Origin of the sequence: Pseudomonas brassicacearum, from assembly GCF_009601685.2 — a bacterium.
GTDB lineage: Bacteria > Pseudomonadota > Gammaproteobacteria > Pseudomonadales > Pseudomonadaceae > Aquipseudomonas > Aquipseudomonas kilonensis_B.
In genome coordinates this window covers 1,210,793-1,228,859 of the sequence record NZ_CP045701.2, presented here as the reverse complement: position 1 = coordinate 1,228,859, position 18,067 = coordinate 1,210,793, and the positions used below count along the sequence as shown (strand labels likewise).

Annotated in this window: 16 protein-coding genes; 2 read left to right on the top strand and 14 right to left on the bottom strand. The window is 60.4% G+C overall.

What is annotated here, in order from left to right; genetic code table 11:
• Positions 1–441: 441 nt before the first annotated feature.
• Together recJ and GFU70_RS05200 are read right to left on the bottom strand one after the other, a co-directional pair.
• Positions 442–2,151, bottom strand: a complete 1,710-nt coding sequence (gene recJ / locus GFU70_RS05205; RefSeq protein WP_153387703.1) for a single-stranded-DNA-specific exonuclease RecJ — start codon at positions 2,149–2,151, stop codon at positions 442–444.
• Between the two features lie 274 nt (positions 2,152–2,425).
• Entirely contained in the window at positions 2,426–2,968 is a 543-nt protein-coding gene (locus GFU70_RS05200) for a YaeQ family protein (RefSeq protein ID WP_058544709.1), read from the bottom strand.
• A 147-nt stretch (positions 2,969–3,115) separates the two neighbouring features.
• Between GFU70_RS05200 and GFU70_RS05195 the strand changes: the two genes are divergently transcribed.
• Positions 3,116–4,315: a CaiB/BaiF CoA transferase family protein gene (locus GFU70_RS05195; RefSeq protein ID WP_153387702.1), complete on the top strand. Its 1,200-nt coding sequence runs from the start codon at positions 3,116–3,118 to the stop codon at positions 4,313–4,315.
• Between the two features lie 296 nt (positions 4,316–4,611).
• On the opposite strand, the gene GFU70_RS05190 is transcribed toward GFU70_RS05195, so the two are convergent.
• From GFU70_RS05190 to ffh, 12 genes are all read right to left on the bottom strand, one after another.
• A complete protein-coding gene (locus GFU70_RS05190; protein ID WP_058544707.1) occupies positions 4,612–4,899 on the bottom strand; it encodes a DUF3509 domain-containing protein in 288 nt (95 codons plus the stop codon).
• A gap of 185 nt (positions 4,900–5,084) precedes the next feature.
• Positions 5,085–6,443, bottom strand: coding sequence for a transporter substrate-binding domain-containing protein (locus GFU70_RS05185; protein WP_153387701.1), 1,359 nt, complete (start codon positions 6,441–6,443; stop codon positions 5,085–5,087).
• Positions 6,444–6,563: 120 nt separating this feature from the next.
• Entirely contained in the window at positions 6,564–7,973 is a 1,410-nt protein-coding gene (gene thrC, locus GFU70_RS05180; protein WP_013692359.1) for a threonine synthase, read from the bottom strand.
• 105 nt (positions 7,974–8,078) lie between these two features.
• A complete protein-coding gene (locus GFU70_RS05175) occupies positions 8,079–9,383 on the bottom strand; it encodes a homoserine dehydrogenase (RefSeq protein ID WP_058544705.1) in 1,305 nt (434 codons plus the stop codon).
• 132 nt (positions 9,384–9,515) lie between these two features.
• Complete coding sequence (gene dsbC, locus GFU70_RS05170; RefSeq protein WP_153387700.1) at positions 9,516–10,247, bottom strand: bifunctional protein-disulfide isomerase/oxidoreductase DsbC; 732 nt, start codon at positions 10,245–10,247, stop codon at positions 9,516–9,518.
• A gap of 277 nt (positions 10,248–10,524) precedes the next feature.
• Entirely contained in the window at positions 10,525–11,421 is an 897-nt protein-coding gene (xerD, locus tag GFU70_RS05165; RefSeq protein ID WP_003198093.1) for a site-specific tyrosine recombinase XerD, read from the bottom strand.
• 154 nt (positions 11,422–11,575) lie between these two features.
• Positions 11,576–12,901, bottom strand: a complete 1,326-nt coding sequence (gene ltrA, locus GFU70_RS05160; RefSeq protein WP_116641219.1) for a group II intron reverse transcriptase/maturase — start codon at positions 12,899–12,901, stop codon at positions 11,576–11,578.
• A gap of 573 nt (positions 12,902–13,474) precedes the next feature.
• Positions 13,475–13,825, bottom strand: a complete 351-nt coding sequence (gene rplS / locus GFU70_RS05155) for a 50S ribosomal protein L19 (RefSeq protein WP_003175895.1) — start codon at positions 13,823–13,825, stop codon at positions 13,475–13,477.
• Positions 13,826–13,870: 45 nt separating this feature from the next.
• Positions 13,871–14,644, bottom strand: a complete 774-nt coding sequence (gene trmD / locus GFU70_RS05150) for a tRNA (guanosine(37)-N1)-methyltransferase TrmD (RefSeq protein ID WP_170845966.1) — start codon at positions 14,642–14,644, stop codon at positions 13,871–13,873.
• Positions 14,626–15,162, bottom strand: a complete 537-nt coding sequence (rimM, locus tag GFU70_RS05145; protein WP_058544503.1) for a ribosome maturation factor RimM — start codon at positions 15,160–15,162, stop codon at positions 14,626–14,628. Before rimM ends, trmD begins: the two co-directional genes overlap by 19 nt.
• A gap of 5 nt (positions 15,163–15,167) precedes the next feature.
• Positions 15,168–15,419 (bottom strand): 30S ribosomal protein S16, encoded by a 252-nt coding sequence (gene rpsP, locus GFU70_RS05140; protein WP_003198088.1) that lies wholly within the window; start codon positions 15,417–15,419, stop codon positions 15,168–15,170.
• A 251-nt stretch (positions 15,420–15,670) separates the two neighbouring features.
• Positions 15,671–17,047: a signal recognition particle protein gene (gene ffh / locus GFU70_RS05135; protein WP_003198085.1), complete on the bottom strand. Its 1,377-nt coding sequence runs from the start codon at positions 17,045–17,047 to the stop codon at positions 15,671–15,673.
• Between the two features lie 206 nt (positions 17,048–17,253).
• Between ffh and GFU70_RS05130 the strand changes: the two genes are divergently transcribed.
• Positions 17,254–18,066 (top strand): inner membrane protein YpjD, encoded by an 813-nt coding sequence (locus tag GFU70_RS05130; protein WP_058544502.1) that lies wholly within the window; start codon positions 17,254–17,256, stop codon positions 18,064–18,066.
• Position 18,067: the final 1 nt, after the last annotated feature.

Sequence of the window (18,067 nt, the reverse complement as noted above, 5' to 3'; positions counted from 1 at the left end):
TCAGTGGGCAGGCTCCAGGGTTCTGTTTGAAAAGTCGACGAGTGACAAAAGGTGCAACACCCGCCCCCGCGGGCAAAAAATTCGACAAGACGTCACAAGGGCTATCAAGCAGTGCTTAGAGCCTAGTCGACAACCTGCAAGGACGGAGGGTTCAGAACTTAAAAACCGACGGTGTGGCGCAATGCTCTCCACTCAAGGCGAACCCAAATCCCGTTCGACTCTGAACGGTGTAGCGGTGTAGCGGTGTAGGAGCTGTGTAGGAGCTGTGTAGGAGCTGTGTAGGAGCTGTCGAGTGCAACGAGGCTGCGATCTTTCCCCACCCACCAGAGTCTCAAGCGAAAGATCAAAAGATCAAAGACCAAAAGATCAAAAGATCAAAAGATCGCAGGCTTCGCCAGCTCCTACAGAACCCAGCGCCCGGGCGCCAGATAAGGGCTGTGCCTACCGCGGCTCGATATGGGCAATCATCAACTGCACCGTTTCCTGACCGCGGAACTCGTTGAGGTCGAGTTTGTAGGCCAGTTCCACCCAGCGCACCGTAGGGTTGGGCCAGATCTCGCGGTCGATGCCAAAGGCGATGCCATCGAGTTTCACCGAGCCGCATTCGCTCTTGAGGATGACCTTCAGGTGCCGTTCGCCCACCACGCGCTGTTCGACCAATTGGAACACGCCATGGAACATCGGCTCGGGAAAATGCTGGCCCCAAGGACCGGCGTGGCGCAGTGCCCGGGCCAGTTCCAGGTGGAACTCCTCCACCGCCAGGGTGCCGTCCGACAGCAGCCGGCCGGTCAGGTCTTCTTCGCGCAACTGCCGGCGCACCTCCGCATCGAACGCCTCGGCAAACAACGGAAAATTCGCCTCCGGCAGCGTCAGCCCCGCCGCCATGGCGTGACCGCCGTACTTGCTGATCAGGGTAGGATGCTGCGCCGCCACCACGCTCAGCGCATCGCGAATGTGAAAGCCCGGCACCGAGCGACCCGAGCCCTTGAGCAAGCCGTCCCCAGCATCGGCAAAGGCGATGGTCGGACGGAAATAGCGTTCTTTCATCCGCGAGGCGAGGATGCCGATGACCCCTTGGTGCCACTGCGGATCGAACAGGCACAAACCGAATGGCATCGACTCCACCGGCAGGTCCTTGAGTTGGGCCAGGGCTTCACGCTGCATGCCCTGCTCGATGGACTTGCGGTCCTGGTTCATGCCGTCCAGTTGCGCCGCCATCTCCCGTGCCAGGGCCGGGTCGTCGGTGAGCAGGCATTCGATGCCCAGGCTCATGTCATCCAGGCGCCCCGCCGCGTTCAGACGCGGCCCGAGGATAAAGCCGAGGTCGGTGGAGGTAATCCGTGAAGCATCGCGCTTGGCCACTTCCAGGATGGCCTTGATGCCGGGCCGGGCGCGTCCGGCGCGAATCCGCTCCAGGCCCTGGTGCACCAGGATCCGGTTATTCGCGTCCAGCGGCACCACGTCGGCCACGCTGCCCAAGGCCACCAGGTCGAGCAATTCACCGATGTTCGGCTGGGGTGTACTGGCATACCACCCCAAGCTGCGCAGACGCGCCCGCAGCGCCATCAGCACATAAAAAATGACGCCGACACCGGCCAGGGCCTTGCTCGGAAACTCGCAGCCCGGCTGGTTCGGATTGACGATGGCATCGGCCGCCGGCAGTTCGAGGCCGGGCAAGTGGTGGTCGGTGACCAGCACCTTGAGCCCCGCCGCTTTCGCCGCCGCCACACCTTCCACGCTCGAAATACCGTTATCCACGGTGATCAGCAACTGCGGTTCGCGAGCCAGGGCGACTTCGACGATTTCCGGGGTCAGCCCGTAGCCATATTCGAAGCGATTGGGCACCAGGTAATCGACATGGGCCGCACCGAGCAGGCGCAACCCCAGCATGCCCACGGTGCTGGCGGTCGCGCCATCGGCATCGAAGTCGCCCACGACCAGGATGCGCTGGCGTTGCTCCAGCGCCGTCACCAGCAGATCCACCGCGGCGTCGATCCCCTTGAGCTGCTGGAAGGGAATCAAGCGCGCCAGGCTCTTGTCCAGTTCAGCCTCGGACTGCACGCCACGCGCTGCGTAGAGGCGGGTCAACAGGGGCGGCAGGTCACCGAGAAATGGCAGGGTGGCGGGCAGTTGGCGGGGTTCTATACGCATGGGGGGACGAAAACTTCTCTTTAATGGTGAAAATCCGGGTGGCGAGGGAGCTTGCTCCCGCTTGGGTTGCACTGTAGGAGCTGCCGAAGGCTGCGATCTTTTGATCTTTTGATCTTTTGATCTTTTGATCTTTTGATCTTTTGATCTTTTGATCTTTTGATCTTTTGATCTTTTGATCTTTTGATCTTTCGCTTGAGACTCAAGCGTCAGGGGAAAGATCGCAGCCTCGTTGCACTCGACAGCTCCTACACAGCTCCTACAGGGCCCGGCGGGCTCAACCACGCTCGCCCAGCAACCATTGCAGCTGGACTTCATGCTGGCCACGGTCGTCGGTCACGAAAATCGTGCCCTCGCTGATCATCACGTCCCACTTGATCACCCGGGGCATGTCTTGGGCCAGGGTTTCGAGCACGTCCTGGGGCACGGCGGCGATGTTGACGTTTTTCAGGTTCTTGACCGCCGGGATCACCTTGTTTTCCCAGACCCGCAGGCTGCCGTAGGCCAGCAGGCTGGTGCGCTCGGTCCGGCGCGAGCACCAGGTCAGGCGATCGGCATCCGGCTGGCCGACTTCGATCCAGTGCAGCACACGGTCATCCAGGCTTTTTTCCCACAGTGCAGGCTCGTCGACGTCTGACAGACCACGACCAAACGCCAGCAGCTCGTTGTACCAGAACGCGTAGGCCAGCAGGCGCACGGTCATGCGCTCTTCGGTTTCCGAAGGGTGGCGGGCGATGGTCTGCTTCACATTCTCGTACACATTGCGGTCGAGGTCGGTGAGGTTCAGTTCAAACTTATAGGTCGTGGACGGCTGGGCCATGAACGGGCTTCTTGATACGAGGAAAGGCGGCAAGTCTAACCGATGACGCGGGCAATCCACGAATTGCCGACCATCAACCTGCGGCGACTGACCTTGGCCTATGATAAAACGCTCTATTCGTTCTGCCTTTGTCCTACAGGATCTGTCATGTCGCTTACTGCCAAACCCCTTGCCGGCGTCAAAGTCATCGAACTCGGCACCTTGATCGCCGGGCCCTTCGCCTCACGCATCTGCGGCGAATTCGGTGCCGAGGTCATCAAGGTCGAATCGCCCGACGGCGGTGACCCCCTGCGCAAGTGGCGCAAGCTGTACGAAGGCACCTCGCTGTGGTGGTTCGTCCAGGCACGCAACAAGAAGTCCCTGACCTTGAACCTCAAGCACCCTGAAGGACTGACGATCCTGAAAAAACTGATTGGCGAAGCCGATATCCTGATCGAGAATTTTCGCCCCGGCGTACTGGAAAAGCTCGGCCTGGGCTGGGATATCCTGCACGCACTGAACCCGAAACTGGTGATGGTGCGACTTTCGGGCTTCGGCCAGACCGGGCCGATGAAAGATCAGCCAGGGTTTGGCGCCGTGGGCGAGTCCATGGGCGGGCTGCGATACATCACCGGGTTCGAGGACCGTCCGCCGGTGCGCACCGGGATTTCCATCGGCGACTCCATCGCCGCCCTCTGGGGCGTGATTGGCGCATTGATGGCCCTGCGTCACCGCGAGATCAATGGCGGAACCGGGCAAGTGGTGGATGTGGCCTTGTACGAGGCGATTTTCGCCATGATGGAAAGCATGGTGCCGGAGTTCGACGTGTTCGGGTTCATCCGCGAGCGCACCGGCAACATCATGCCCGGCATCACCCCCTCGTCCATCCACACCAGCGCTGACGGCAAACACGTGCAGATTGGTGCCAACGGCGACGCGATCTTCAAGCGCTTCATGCAGATCATCGGCCGTGACGACTTGGCCAATGACCCGCAACTGGCCAGCAACGATGGCCGTGACAGCCGCCGCGACGAGCTGTACGGCGTCATCGATCGCTGGGTCAACTCGCTGCCGCTCGATAGCGTTATCGACCAATTGAACCAGGCCGGAGTGCCGGCCAGTCGGATCTTCAGCGCTGAGGATATGTTCAGCGATCCGCAATTCCTGGCCCGAGAAATGTTCCTGCAGGCCAAGCTGCCGGACGGCAAGGCGTTCAAGATGCCAGGGATCGTGCCGAAACTCTCCGACACCCCGGGCACATCCGAATGGGTCGGGCCGGCGCTGGGTGAACACAACGCACAAGTGCTCGGCGAGCTTGGCTACGATGCGCAGCAGATCGCCGAGCTGCGCGCCGACGGGGCCATTTGACGCGCCACAGGGGCAGTCACTGAAGATCAAACTGTGGGAGCGGGAGAACCAGGCCGGCTGTAAGGCCGCCTCGCGAGCAAGCTTTGCTCCCACAACGGCGCCAGCGCCTGACAGAACGCGCTAAAAACGTAAAAGCCAGGCAAAAAGAAACCCCGAGAAGTGGGGAGACAACTCGGGGTTAAACGTGACCCTTCAAGGTCCGTACAACAAGCGACAAGCACCGGAGCACAATGCTCGCTCTTGTTGGTAAAGAATCTGACTCACCAAAGTGTAGGAAGGTTCCCACAAAACCCCAGTCAATTCGCCGCGACCATGACCTTGTCGCGCGCCAGATTGCGCAGCGCCGCAATCACGCAGGGCTCCAGGCGGCCCTCGGCAATCAGCACATCGCGATGCAGACCATCGACCACATCCGTCAACTGACGCTTGTCGGTCAATTGGGCCCGATTGAACACTCGCTCGACCATGATGGCCCCGGAGGCATTCTTCAGCGTCACCAGGCATTCGCCCTTGGCGCCGGAGGGAGTCAGCGTGACTTGATACGGGCTCAAAGCCTCACCCAGCAATAGGCTGATACTTTCCATTCGCTCACCCTTCAATAGTCCGAAAACAACTGCATGTTCACAGTAAGTGACCGTGGGCAGCAGCAGAAAGTTCGTCAGCGCACCGAACCGGCACGCCTTCAACCTGTTCAACCGAGCATGCGCGCCCAATATGACAGGCAAACAACAGCCTGCTCTTGAAGCCTTTGGCGTGGTGACGGTCGGCGTCAGGCCATCAACCTGTCGCAACGCCCGGCATCGGTCCAGCCTCCCAGAATGCCGCGCAACTGCCCGTCGGCCCCATAGAAGGGCACCGACCAATGATAGATTTCCCGCAATCCGCTGCTGAACATCAATTGTCGGTCGACGAACCGAGACTGGCCGGTGCGCAATTGCTCCATCACCTCCCCATGGAGCAACTCGGCGGTGGCCGGCGGGAATGCCGCCGAATCCGTCAACCGCGTGCCCCGCAGCTTTTCGAAGCGGGTCGCAACCTGGTCTTCGAAGCTTTTGTTGCACATGATCAGGCGCCCTTCCAGGTCCCGGATGAAAATCGGGTCGGGAATGGCATCCATCAAGGCCCGTTGGAGCATCAGTTGGTCCTTGAGGATCGCCTCGGCCTTGAGGCGCTGGTCGATCTGTATCTGCAGGCGACGGTTCCACAGCAGGGACAGGAGGCCGAAACCCACGACCACGGTCACGCACCAGTACCCCCAGCGGGACACCCGCTCCCAGATCGATGGCGCCTGGAGGGGAGTGGTGCCGGCCATCCATTTGGAACGCAGCGCGCGCATGTCCTCGGCCGGGAAGGCTTCCAGGGCTTTATTCAAGATACTCAGCAGCACGCTCAGGTCTTGGCGTACCGCCAGGTAGTCGGGTTCCCACTTGCCCTCAAGGCCCCTGCCTACCTGCAATTGTCCCGCCGGATAAAGGTGCACCCCGGTTTCATTTTCGATGGTGGCATAGGCTTCCCGGCTCTCGACCAACGCCCGCGCCTCGCCATAGGTCTTGGTCGTGTGCAATTTGATGGCCGGGTAGTCGCGCCTGATCTCCGCCTCCAATGCATGCCGCGCCGGCAACGCCAGGACCTTGCCTTCCAACTGTTCCAGCGAATGGAGGATCGACTCTCCATCACGGCCAACAAATACCCAGCCCGAGCCACCAAATGCATGGCTGAAACTCAGGAAATCCTTACGTTCGTCATTCATCGCCAAGAGGGTTGTCATGTCAGCTTCGCTGTTCTCCAGCATCGTCAGCATCTCGCCGGGGGAGAACGATTCGCGATGCACGAACTCAAGGCCCGTCATTTGCGCAATGCGCTGGAGAATGTCGTGGTTCAGGCCGTTCCACTGCCCCAATTCATTCTTGAACAGGTACAACGGAAACTGCATCGTGGCCACGATGACTCGGGGGTTCTCCTTGATCCACTTCAGTTCCTGCGCATCCAGCACCACCCGTACGCCAGGATTGAACGGCGGCGTTTCGAAAGCCGCCAACTGCGCCGCACTGCCCCCCTGCGCCCAGTACATCAGGGCCAGCCCCATGACCCAGCCCAGGGCTGGCTTGCCTTTGATAAAAAACGACATCTGCATTTCCTTCGAGATGACTCGCCCGTCCCTCCAAGGGCGAAAACCCGACCAGTTTGGCATGCAGAAACAAGAAAGCCCGTCAGGAGACGGGCTTCAAAATGTGACAGGTCTACGCGGTCAGAGCGGCTTGCCGCGGTTGCCATGCTGACTGACAAAGGCCTGCACGGCTTTCAAGTCGTTGGGCAACACGGTGCAACGCTCATCTCGCTCAAACAAATCAGAAAGATGCGCAGGCAGTTCGAGCGCTTTTCCTACACCGGCTTTCTCCACGGCTTCCGGGAACTTGACCGGGTGTGCCGTGCCCAGGATCACCATCGGGATATCCAGGCTGCGACGGCACTCGCGAGCGGCCCTGACGCCGATGGCCGTGTGCGGATCGAGCAACTCACCGCTCTGCTCGAACACCTCGGCGATGGTTTCGCAAGTCTGCTCATCGTCCACGGCCAGTGAGTCGAACAACTTGCGGGCTTCGGTCCAGCGCTCAGGCTCGACGCTGAAACCGCCACCCTGGCGGAAGCTGTCCATCAGCCCGGCAATCGCCGCACCGTTGCGACCATGCAGGTCGAACAGCAGGCGTTCGAAGTTCGACGACACCATGATGTCCATCGAAGGCGACAGCGTGGCGTGCAGGGTTTCCTTGACGTACTGGTTGCCGCTCATGAAGCGGTGCAGGATGTCGTTGCGGTTGGTGGCGACGATCAATTGATTGATCGGCAGGCCCATGTTGCGCGCCAGGTAGCCGGCGAAGATATCGCCGAAGTTGCCGGTCGGCACCGAGAACGACACCGAGCGGGCCGGGCCGCCCAATTGCAGGGCCGCGTGGAAGTAATAAACGATCTGGGCCATGATCCGCGCCCAGTTGATCGAGTTCACCGCCACCAGCCGCGTGCCCTTGAGGAAGCTCTGGTCGGCGAAACTGGCCTTGACCATCTCCTGGCAGTCATCGAAGTTGCCTTCGATGGCGATGTTGTGGATGTTATCGCCGAAAATCGTCGTCATCTGCCGACGCTGCACTTCCGAAACCCGGTTGTGCGGGTGCAGGATGAAAATGTCGACGTTCTCGCAGTGCTTGCAGCCTTCGATGGCCGCCGAACCGGTGTCGCCAGAGGTAGCACCGACGATCACCACGCGCTCGCCACGCTTTTGCAGCACGTAGTCCAGCAGGCGACCGAGCAATTGCAGGGCGAAGTCCTTGAACGCCAGGGTGGGGCCGTGGAACAGCTCCATGACCCATTCGTTACCGTTGAGCTGACGCAGCGGTGCGATGGCGTTGTGAGAAAAGACGCCATAGGTCTCTTCCAGGATTTTCTTGAAATCGGCGTCCGGGATGCTGCCGGTGACGAACGGGCGCATGACCCGGAACGCCAGCTCGTGATACGGCAGGCCGGCCCAGGAAGCGATTTCTTCCTGGGTGAAGCGCGGCAGGTTTTCCGGCACATAGAGACCGCCGTCCGTGGCCAGGCCGGCCAGGAGGACATCTTCGAAATTCAGGGCCGGTGCCTGGCCGCGGGTACTGATATAGCGCATGGGGCAAACCTTCGGTTTGGGCTTCAAGCGTTGAAGCTGCAAGCGACACATTCAAAGGCCAGTTTGCCTTCGTTCGCAGCCTGCAACTTACCGCTTGCCGCTAAATTAATTCAAATGTTCGACGCGGATACGGACCACCGGGCCAACGACACCCTGGAGCGCTTCCAACGCCGCAATCGCGTCGTTGATGCGCTGCTCGACCACACGATGGGTCAGCAGGATCATCGGCACCAGGCCGTCGTGTTCCTCGACTTCCTTCTGCATGATCGACTCGATGTTGATGCCGCGTTCCGAGAGGATACTCGCCACTTGGGCCAGCACACCCGGATGGTCCTTGGCCTGGATGCGTAGGTAGTAGGCGCTTTCGCAGGCCTCGATCGGAAGAATCGGGTGAGCCGACAGCGAGTCTGGCTGGAAGGCCAGGTGCGGCACACGGTTTTCCGGGTCCGAGGTCATGGCACGAACCACGTCCACCAGGTCGGCAATTACCGAAGAGGCCGTCGGTTCCATGCCCGCACCGGCGCCGTAGAACAGCGTCGAGCCGGAGGCGTCGCCGTTGACCATCACCGCGTTCATCACGCCGTTGACGTTGGCGATCAGGCGGTCGGCCGGGATCAAGGTCGGGTGCACGCGCAGCTCGATGCCGTTGGCAGTGCTACGCGCCACGCCCAGGTGCTTGATGCGATAGCCCAAGGCTTCGGCGTAGTTCACATCAGCGGTGGTCAGCTTGGTGATGCCTTCGGTGTAGGCCTTGTCGAACTGCAACGGAATGCCGAATGCAATGGAGGCCAGGATCGTCAGCTTGTGCGCTGCGTCGATGCCTTCCACGTCGAACGTCGGATCAGCCTCTGCGTAACCCAGGGCCTGGGCTTCGGCGAGCACGTCTTCGAAGGTGCGACCCTTCTCGCGCATCTCGGTGAGGATGAAGTTGCCGGTGCCGTTGATGATCCCCGCGACCCAGTTGATGCGGTTGGCCGACAGGCCCTCGCGGATCGCCTTGATCACCGGGATACCACCGGCCACGGCGGCTTCGAACGCCACGATCACGCCCTTCTCGCGGGCCTTGGCGAAAATCTCATTACCGTGAACAGCGATAAGCGCCTTGTTCGCGGTGACCACATGCTTGCCATTCTCGATGGCCTTGAGTACCAGCTCACGGGCAACGGTGTAGCCGCCGACCAGCTCTATGACGATGTCGATCTCAGGGTTCGTGGCCACTTCGAAGACATCGTTGGTAATCGCAATACCGGTCGTCTGGAACTGAGGCTTTGGCGTGCGCGTGGCAATTTGTGCCACTTCGATCCCACGCCCGGCACGACGAGCAATTTCCTCGGCGTTGCGCTGAAGTACGTTGAAGGTGCCGCCACCGACGGTACCTAACCCACAGATGCCTACTTTGACCGGATTCACTCTTGACTCCCCATGAAACGGCCGACGCAAGGTCGGCCGTGAAATACAGCCGCGCAGCAACGCGACTTTGTGTTTAACGGCCCGACGAAGGTTTTCGCCGAGCCGTGATCTTCAGAAGCGGATCGCCCGTGATCATTTCGCGCCCAGGGCCAGTTTGGCGACTTGTGGCGCCGGCTGGTAGCCCGGAATCACCTGGCCGTCAGCCAAAACGATGGCCGGCGTGCCGTTCACACCAATGGACTGGCCAAGGGCGAACTGCTTGGAAACCGGGTTCTCGCACTTGGCGGCCTTGATTTCCTTGCCATCGACCATCTTGTCCATGGCCGCTTTCTTGTCCTTGGAGCACCAGACCGCCTGCAACTGCTCGTCGCCCGGCGAGCCAAGGCCCTGGCGCGGGAACGCAACATAGCGCACTTCGATGCCGCGCTTGTTCAGCTCCGGCACTTCGGCGTGCAGCTTGTGGCAGTACGGGCAGGTGGTGTCGGTGAACACGGTGATGTGGGACTTGGTTTCGCCAATCGCCGGATAAACCACGGTTTCAGCGACTGGAATACCGTTGATCAACTTGGAAATGCCCTGGCGCTCGGTCAGCTCGGTGAGATTGACCGGCTTGCCGCCCTTGAGCTCGAACAGGTTGCCCTGGACGATGTACTGACCGTCGGCGCTGGCGTAAAGCACGCGGCTGCCCTTGAGCTTGACCTCATACAGGCCGGCCATGGGACTGGCCGAGATGGTTTCGATCGGCACTTCGAGCTGAAGGTTTTCCAGACTCTTGCGGATAGCCTTGTCAGCCGCGTCGTCGGCGATGGCAAAGGTACTGGCCAGCGCGATGGCGGCGGCGGTGAACATCTGGATCAAACGCATGGGGACTCCTGAGGCGAACAAATGAGACGGGAAACGCCGACCCGCAGATTCGGGTTCCAACCGCCCACTGTGCAAACCGGCAAAGCCTACCACATAAGGCCCGCGTGACCGAATGCCGCTGACGCAAGACGTTGATGGAGGCTTTCCTGTGGTTAGCGGGCTTGTGGGAGCAAGGCTTGCCCGCGATGGCCGCGCCGCGGTGTAACAACTGAACCGCGTTATCGTTCATCGCGGGCAAGCCTTGCTCCCACAAGCTTGCTCCCACAAGGGGCTTAATTCAGCCACGAGGATGGTGTTTGGCATGCAGGTCCTGCAACCGCGCCCGGGCGACGTGGGTGTAGATCTGGGTGGTGGACAGGTCGCTGTGGCCGAGCAGCATCTGCACCACCCGCAAGTCGGCGCCGTGGTTGAGCAGGTGTGTGGCGAAGGCATGGCGCAAAGTATGGGGCGAGAGGGATTTGTTGATCCCGGCCACCTTGGCCTGGTGCTTGATGCGGTGCCAGAAGGTCTGGCGGGTCATCTGCTCGCCGCGCAGGCTGGGGAACAGCACGTCGCTGGGGCGCCCGCCCAGCAGTTCATGGCGGGCATCGCGCATGTAGCGCTCGACCCAGACGATAGCCTCTTCGCCCATCGGCACCAGGCGCTCCTTGCTGCCTTTACCCATCACCCGCAGCACGCCCTGGCGCAAGTTGACCTGCTCCAGCGTCAAGCTGATCAACTCGGTGACACGCAGGCCGCAGGCGTACAAGACCTCCAGCATCGCCCGGTCGCGCTGGCCGATGGCTTCGCTGAGGTCGGGTGCCGCCAGCAGCGCCTCCACATCGGCTTCCGAGAGGGACTTGGGCAATGGCCGCCCCAATTGCGGCATTTCCACGCGCAAGGTCGGGTCCACCGCAATCAGCTTTTCCCGGAGCAAATAGCGATAGAACCCACGCAAGCCAGAGAGAAACCGCGCGGTCGAGCGCGGTTTGTAGTTCTGCTCCAGGCGCCACGCCAAGTGATCGAGGATCAATTCCCGGCCGGCGTTGATCAGTTCCAGGTGGTTTTCCTGCAACCAACCGTTGAACAGCGCCAGGTCACTGCGATAGGCGTCGCGGGTGTTATCGGACAGGCCCTTCTCCAGCCACAGGGCATCGAGAAACTGGTCTATCAGCGGATGATCGATGGCTGGCATAAGAACTCTTGAAGGATGCGGGCACACACGGCATCGAAATGGCAAATGAAGCTATGCAGGGTGCTCAAAGCGCAAATCGCAGGATCGAGTAGGAGGCGGCCTTACAGCCGCCGTCCTCTCACACCACCGTACGTACGGTTCCGTATACGGCGGTTCAGGTTACACGGCTAAGCCGGTTTATCGTATCCAGTATCGAGAGCAATCCGAGCTGATTCCACAGTTTCTTCGGTAGCGCCTGATTCATATGTGACGCTCCCGAGTTCCACCATGGGCCTCGCCCGTTGAATGCTGATGTACAGGCTCGCGCTTCGCTAAGGCCTAGGCGTATCAGGTTGCGCGCCCTCGTCGAGGGCTGCTTCCATTGGCGCCAGATGACACATCGAAGCTTACGTCGTACCCAACCGTCCAGTTCCTCAAGGGCTCGCTTGTTCTGACTGCGCTTGAAGTAGCCCGCCCAGCCAAGCAGCACGGGGTTTATCCGGTCAATGACATCCGCCATCTTGTGACCACGTGCCCCACGCAACAGCGCTCTGAGCCGGTCGCGCAAGCGCCCTAGGCTCAGCGTCGCCACTTTCAGCTTCGGCTGTTTATGCCAACTCATCCCATAACCCAGGTAGTCACAGACCCAGGGCCGCGCCACACGGCTCTTTTCCCGATTCAGCGCTAGTTTCAGTCGCCGGCTCAGGAAGCGCTCAACCCCGGCCAACACCCGTTCGCCAGCACGACGACTGCGCACATAAATGTTCGCATCATCGGCATAACGCACGAAGCGATGGCCCCGCCGTTCCAATTCGCGGTCGAGTTCGTTGAGCAGGATGTTCGACAGCAGCGGCGAGAGCGGGCCGCCTTGCGGCGCCCCCTCCTGCCGGCGGCTGACGACCCCACCCGACATGACTCCAGCTTCGAGGTAACGACGGATCAGCCTGAGCACCCGCTTGTCTTCGACTTGACGCTCGACGTAGGCCATCAAGACATCGTGGTTGACCCGATCAAAGAACTTCTCCAGATCGAGCTCCACGCACCAGCGGTGGCCCGCCGCCACATGGGTGCGGGCTGTTTCGATGGCTTGATGAGCGCTTCTGCCCGGGCGAAAGCCGTAGCTGTAGTCCGAGAACAGAGGGTCGAAAATCGGCGTGAGCTGTTGCAGCAAGGCCTGTTGGATCAGACGATCCACGACGTTGGGAATGCCCAACTGCCGTGTTCCACCTTTGGGTTTGGGGATTTCGACGGCGCGCACACCTTGCGGGTGATACTCGCCGGCCAGCAGCCGAGCCTTGAGGATCGGCCAATACTGATTCGTGTAGTCCGCCAATTGCTCCACCGTCATGCCATCGGCACCCGGTGCGCCCTTGTTGCTGACCACGCGTTGGTACGCACGCCGCAGGTTGGCGGGCGCAAGCACCCGCTCCATCAGCGTGTCCGGCTCCGCGTTCGTCCACGTCACAGACGCCGCCGATGTTTGTGCCCTGCCAGTCGTCACCCTCGGATACCGTCCGGAGCTTGGGGTAGCAGTCTTCTCTTAGAGAATATTCCACACTTCAACATTCGACGAGACTCTGACGCCTACTGGCGGCATAACCTGTTCGGCCCTTCATCGCCCCGGTTTCGGCGATTACTACGGCTTCAGCTGACTTCTGCACGCTCATCCCGTCGCCTCTCGACGCTCGGTAGCACAGTGGCAAGCCTGCAGATCTCCCAGGGTAATTCGCGCGACCTTCCTGCTTATGCCTGTCGGATCTACGTCACAGCGTTCCGTGCAAGTATTGGGCTTTGAAGATGTTGGCCTTCTTACCCCCGCTGCGCCGCCTCTATCCGCTTCCTGTTCGTCAGGCCAGCATTTTTGCCTCGGGCTTCCTTCAGATTCGCAGTCACCCGCGACACCCTTGCCTCTGGCTAACACTTCCCCTTGCCGGGTGTGTAGAGGACTTGCACCTCCAAGTCACCAGCGTGGCCACCACAGCCAAGCTGGTTGCGCTTACGCGCAACGCGCCATGCCTGGCGCACCAACAAAAAAGCAGCCCGCAGGCTGCTTTTTTTGCATCGGAAGCTGGACTTAAGCCAGTTTTTCCTTGATGCGAGCTGCTTTACCCGACAGGTCACGCAGGTAGTACAGCTTGGCTTTACGCACGTCACCGCGACGCTTGACAGCCATGCTGTCGATTTGCGGGCTGTAGGTCTGGAAAGTACGCTCTACGCCGACACCGTTGGAGATTTTACGAACGGTGAATGCACTGTTCACGCCACGGTTACGCTTGGCGATAACGACGCCTTCGAACGCTTGCAGACGGGAACGGTCGCCTTCCTTCACTTTCACCTGAACGACAATGGTGTCGCCTGGGGCAAAGGTAGGGATTTCTTTGGTCATCTGCTCTGCTTCGAGTGCAAGGATGATTTTGTTAGTCATGCTGTGCTCCTAAGGCGAGTCGTCGGACTCACCATCGATACGTTGTTAACTATCGTCCCGCTCGCGGATGTATTCCTCGAGCAGCTTCTTCTCTTCTCCAGAAAGCGAGCGGCTTTCCAGAAGATCGGCGCGTCGTTCATAGGTCCGACCAAGGGACTGCTGTAAACGCCAACGCCGGATGTGCGCGTGGTTGCCACTTAGCAACACGTCGGGAACACGCTGATCCGCATACACCTCCGGTCGGGTGTAGTGCGGGCAATCCAGCAGACCATCCGTAAAGGAATCTTCCTCAGCGGAATCTGCATGCCCTAAAGCTCCAGGCAGCAGTCGTGTAACCGCATCGATCAGGACCATCGCCGGCAGCTCGCCGCCAGACAGTACATAGTCGCCAATCGACCACTCTTCATCGACATGAGCTTCAATGAAACGCTCGTCAATGCCTTCATAACGGCCGGCAATCAGGATCAATGCATCCGAATTCGCCAGCTCGCGTACCGCCGACTGAGTCAGCTGGCGGCCTTGGGGCGACAGGTAGATCACCTTCGCACCCTCCCCGGCTGCCGTCCTGGCCTGAACCAGCGCATCTTCCAGGGGCTTGATCTTCATCACCATGCCCGGACCACCACCAAACGGGCGATCGTCCACAGTGTGATGTCGATCCGTGGTGTAGTCCCGCGGATTCCAACAGGTGAGCTGCAACAGCTCCTGTTTCACCGCGCGGCTGGTTATGCCGTACTCGCTGATGGCGGAAAACATCTCGGGAAACAATGTGATGACTTCAACGCGCAAGTTAGCCACGTTTAGAAATCCGCATCCCATTCCACCTTCATCTCGCCTGCCGCAAGGTCGACGGCCAACACGCATTGCTCGGTATAGGGCAACAGGCGTTCGCGATCATCCAGGCTGCCGACGCAAGGCTTGACCACCATGACATCGTTCGAACCGGTCTCGAGCAGGTGATCGATTTTCCCGAGCAATTGCCCGAGGTGGTCGATGACCTTCAGACCCACCAGCTGGTACCAGTAGTACTCGCCGTCGGTCAGTTCAGGGAACAGGTTGCGCGGCACGCAGATCTCATAACCGGCCAGAAGACGCGCTTCTTCACGATCATCGAGACCCTTGAGCTTTGCGACCAGGAACTTGTCGTTCCCACGTCCGCTGACCAGCTCCACCTGTTTCACGCTACCTTCGCGCTTGAGCGTCCAGGTTTTGTAGTCCAACAGGTTCTTGATCGGATCAGTAAAGGAATACACCTTCACTTCGCCGCGAACGCCATGTACAGAATAGATCTTGCCGACAACGATCAAATCATCAGCATCTTTTGGCGTCGCGTTCATATTGCTCAGGCCGCAGCCTTAGCCGATTCCTTCAACAACTGAGCAACGCGCTCAGAAGGTTGTGCACCAACGCTCAGCCAGTAGGCTACGCGCTCTTGGTTCACGGACAGACGAACTTCCTGACCACGGGCAACAGGGTTGAAGAAACCAACCTGCTCCTTGTGGGAACCGTCACGCGGGTTGCGGCTGTCGGTTACGGTCAGGTGGTAAAACGGGCGCTTTTTGGAGCCGCCAAGGGCAAGACGGATTGTTAGCATGTGAACATCGTTCCTGTAGTCGGTGCTGCAAATCTAAATGCACAGCGGGCATAGGTGCCCGAAAGGCCGCATATTCTAAGGAATATCCGGACTTTTGCAAATGTCTTTTTCCGGCGCCTGGCGCCATGCGATCAAGATTTGCCATAGAGCCGTCATGAAAAACGGCAAGTCAGCTCCCGCGTAGCGCGGGTTTGCTGGAGATCCCCGCATCCGTGCGGGGCAACGCCGACATGACAGCCGGCGCAGATTCTTTACATTTTCGGCATGCCGCCGCCGGGCAACATACCGCCCATGCCGCGCATCATCTTGGCCATCCCGCCCTTGGCGGAGAATTTCTTCATCATCTTCTGCATCTGCTTGTGCTGCTTGATCAAGCGACCGATGTCCTGCACCTGGGTGCCGGAACCCATGGCGATGCGGCGTTTGCGCGAACCGCTGATCAGCTCAGGGTCGCGGCGCTCGGCCGGAGTCATGGAGTTGATGATGGCTTCCATCTGCTTGAATTGCTTTTCAGCCGCGCCCTGGGCATTGCCCATCTGCGCCAGGTTCACACCACCGATGTTCGGCAGCTTGTCCATGAGGCCGCCCAGGCCGCCCATGTTTTTCATCTGTTGCAGCTGGTCGCGGAAGTCTTCGAGGTCGAAGCCCTTGCCCTTCTTCAGCTTCTTGGCCAGTTTGTCGGCCTTGTCCTTGTCGAGGGTCTGTTCGGCCTGCTCGATCAGGCTGAGCACGTCGCCCATGCCGAGGATGCGCGAAGCGATACGCTCGGGGTGGAACGGCTCGAGCGCTTCGCTCTTCTCGCCCATACCGATGAACTTGATCGGTTTGCCGGTGATGGCGCGTACCGACAGCGCGGCACCGCCACGGGCGTCACCGTCGACCTTGGTCAGGATCACGCCGGTCAGCGGCAGTGCATCACCGAACGCCTTGGCGGTGTTGGCCGCGTCCTGGCCGGTCATGGCATCGACCACGAACAGGGTTTCCACCGGGTTGATCGCGGCATGCAGCGCCTTGATCTCGCCCATCATCTCTTCATCGATGTGCAGGCGACCGGCGGTATCGACGATGACCACGTCGATGAATTTCAGTTTTGCTTCTTTAATAGCCGCTTGGGCGATGTCCACCGGCTTCTGGCTCAGGTCGGACGGGAAGAACGTCACGCCGATGTCGTTGGCCAGGGTTTCCAGTTGCTTGATAGCCGCCGGACGGTAGATGTCCGCCGAGACCACCATCACCGACTTTTTCTTGCGCTCTTTAAGGAAGCGCGCCAGCTTGCCGGCCGTCGTGGTCTTGCCCGCGCCTTGCAGACCAGCCATCAGCACCACAGCTGGCGGTACGGCGCTCAGGTTCAGGTCTTCGTTGGCGGCGCCCATCAGGCTTTCGAGTTCAGCCTGGACGATCTTCACGAACGCCTGGCCCGGTGTCAGGCTGCGCGACACCTCGGTGCCGACGGCACGTTCCTTGACCGAATTGACGAAGTCCTTGACCACCGGCAGGGCGACGTCGGCTTCGAGCAACGCCATGCGCACTTCGCGCAGGGTGTCTTTGATGTTGTCCTCGGTCAGTTTCGCCTTGCCGGTGACATGGCGCAGCGTCTGCGAGAGACGGTCGGTTAGGTTTTCAAACATGCGCGATCCTTTCAGGCCCAGATGAGACCGGGATAATGGCGGCCCAGACCGTGAAAAATGTGCTCGGCGAGCCTGCGGCGTGGGCAGGTCGCGGATTATAGCGAAGAAGCGGGCAACGTACACCTTGCTGTCAGTTGCTGTGGTCTTTCGTGCGGAGGGGGTTCTATGCCAAACTCAGCGCCTTTCGGGCTTGCCTAACAGGATTTATGCTCCCCTTGTCACCCAGCTTGCTTGCCACGCTCGCCGCCGCTTGCCTTTATGCCGCTGCGACCCTCTATCAAGGCACCCGCCTGGCCAACGGCGCCAAGGCGAACAAACGCCTGCTGGTCACGCTTGGCGTGCTGGCGGTGCTCGGCCACGCGGCCAGCCTTTATACCCACCTGATGACGCCGATCGGCCTGGGCCTGGATTTTTTCAACGCCGCCAGCCTGATCGCCGTCGCCGTGATCGCCCTGACGCTGCTGGCCTGCTCGCGCATCCCGGTGGAAAACCTGCTGGTGCTGCTGTTCCCGCTGGGGCTGGCCACGGTGCTGCTGGCGCAGTTCGCGCCGTCGGGCACGGTGCAGATCATCGACGAAGAGCCGGGCATCCTTGCCCACATCCTGCTGTCGGTCCTCGCCTATGGCCTGTTCACCATCGCGGTGTTCCAGGCCTTGCTGCTACTGGTGCAGGACCACCAGCTCAAGCACAAGCACCCGTCCGGGCTGATCCGCAACTTCCCGCCACTGCAAACCATGGAGAGCCTGTTGTTCGGCTTCCTCTGGGCTGGCTGGAGCCTGCTGTCGCTGTCGCTGATCTCCGGCTGGTTGTTCGTCGAGAACCTGTTCGCCCAGCACCTGGTGCACAAGACCCTGCTGGCCTGCCTGGCGTGGATCGTCTTCAGCGTGCTGCTGTGGGGGCGCAACCGCCTCGGCTGGCGCGGCCACAAGGCGATTCGCTGGACCCTGGCCGGTTTCTGCCTGCTGATGCTCGCGTACTTCGGCAGCAAGCTGGTCCGCGAATACATCCTGCATGTGTGAC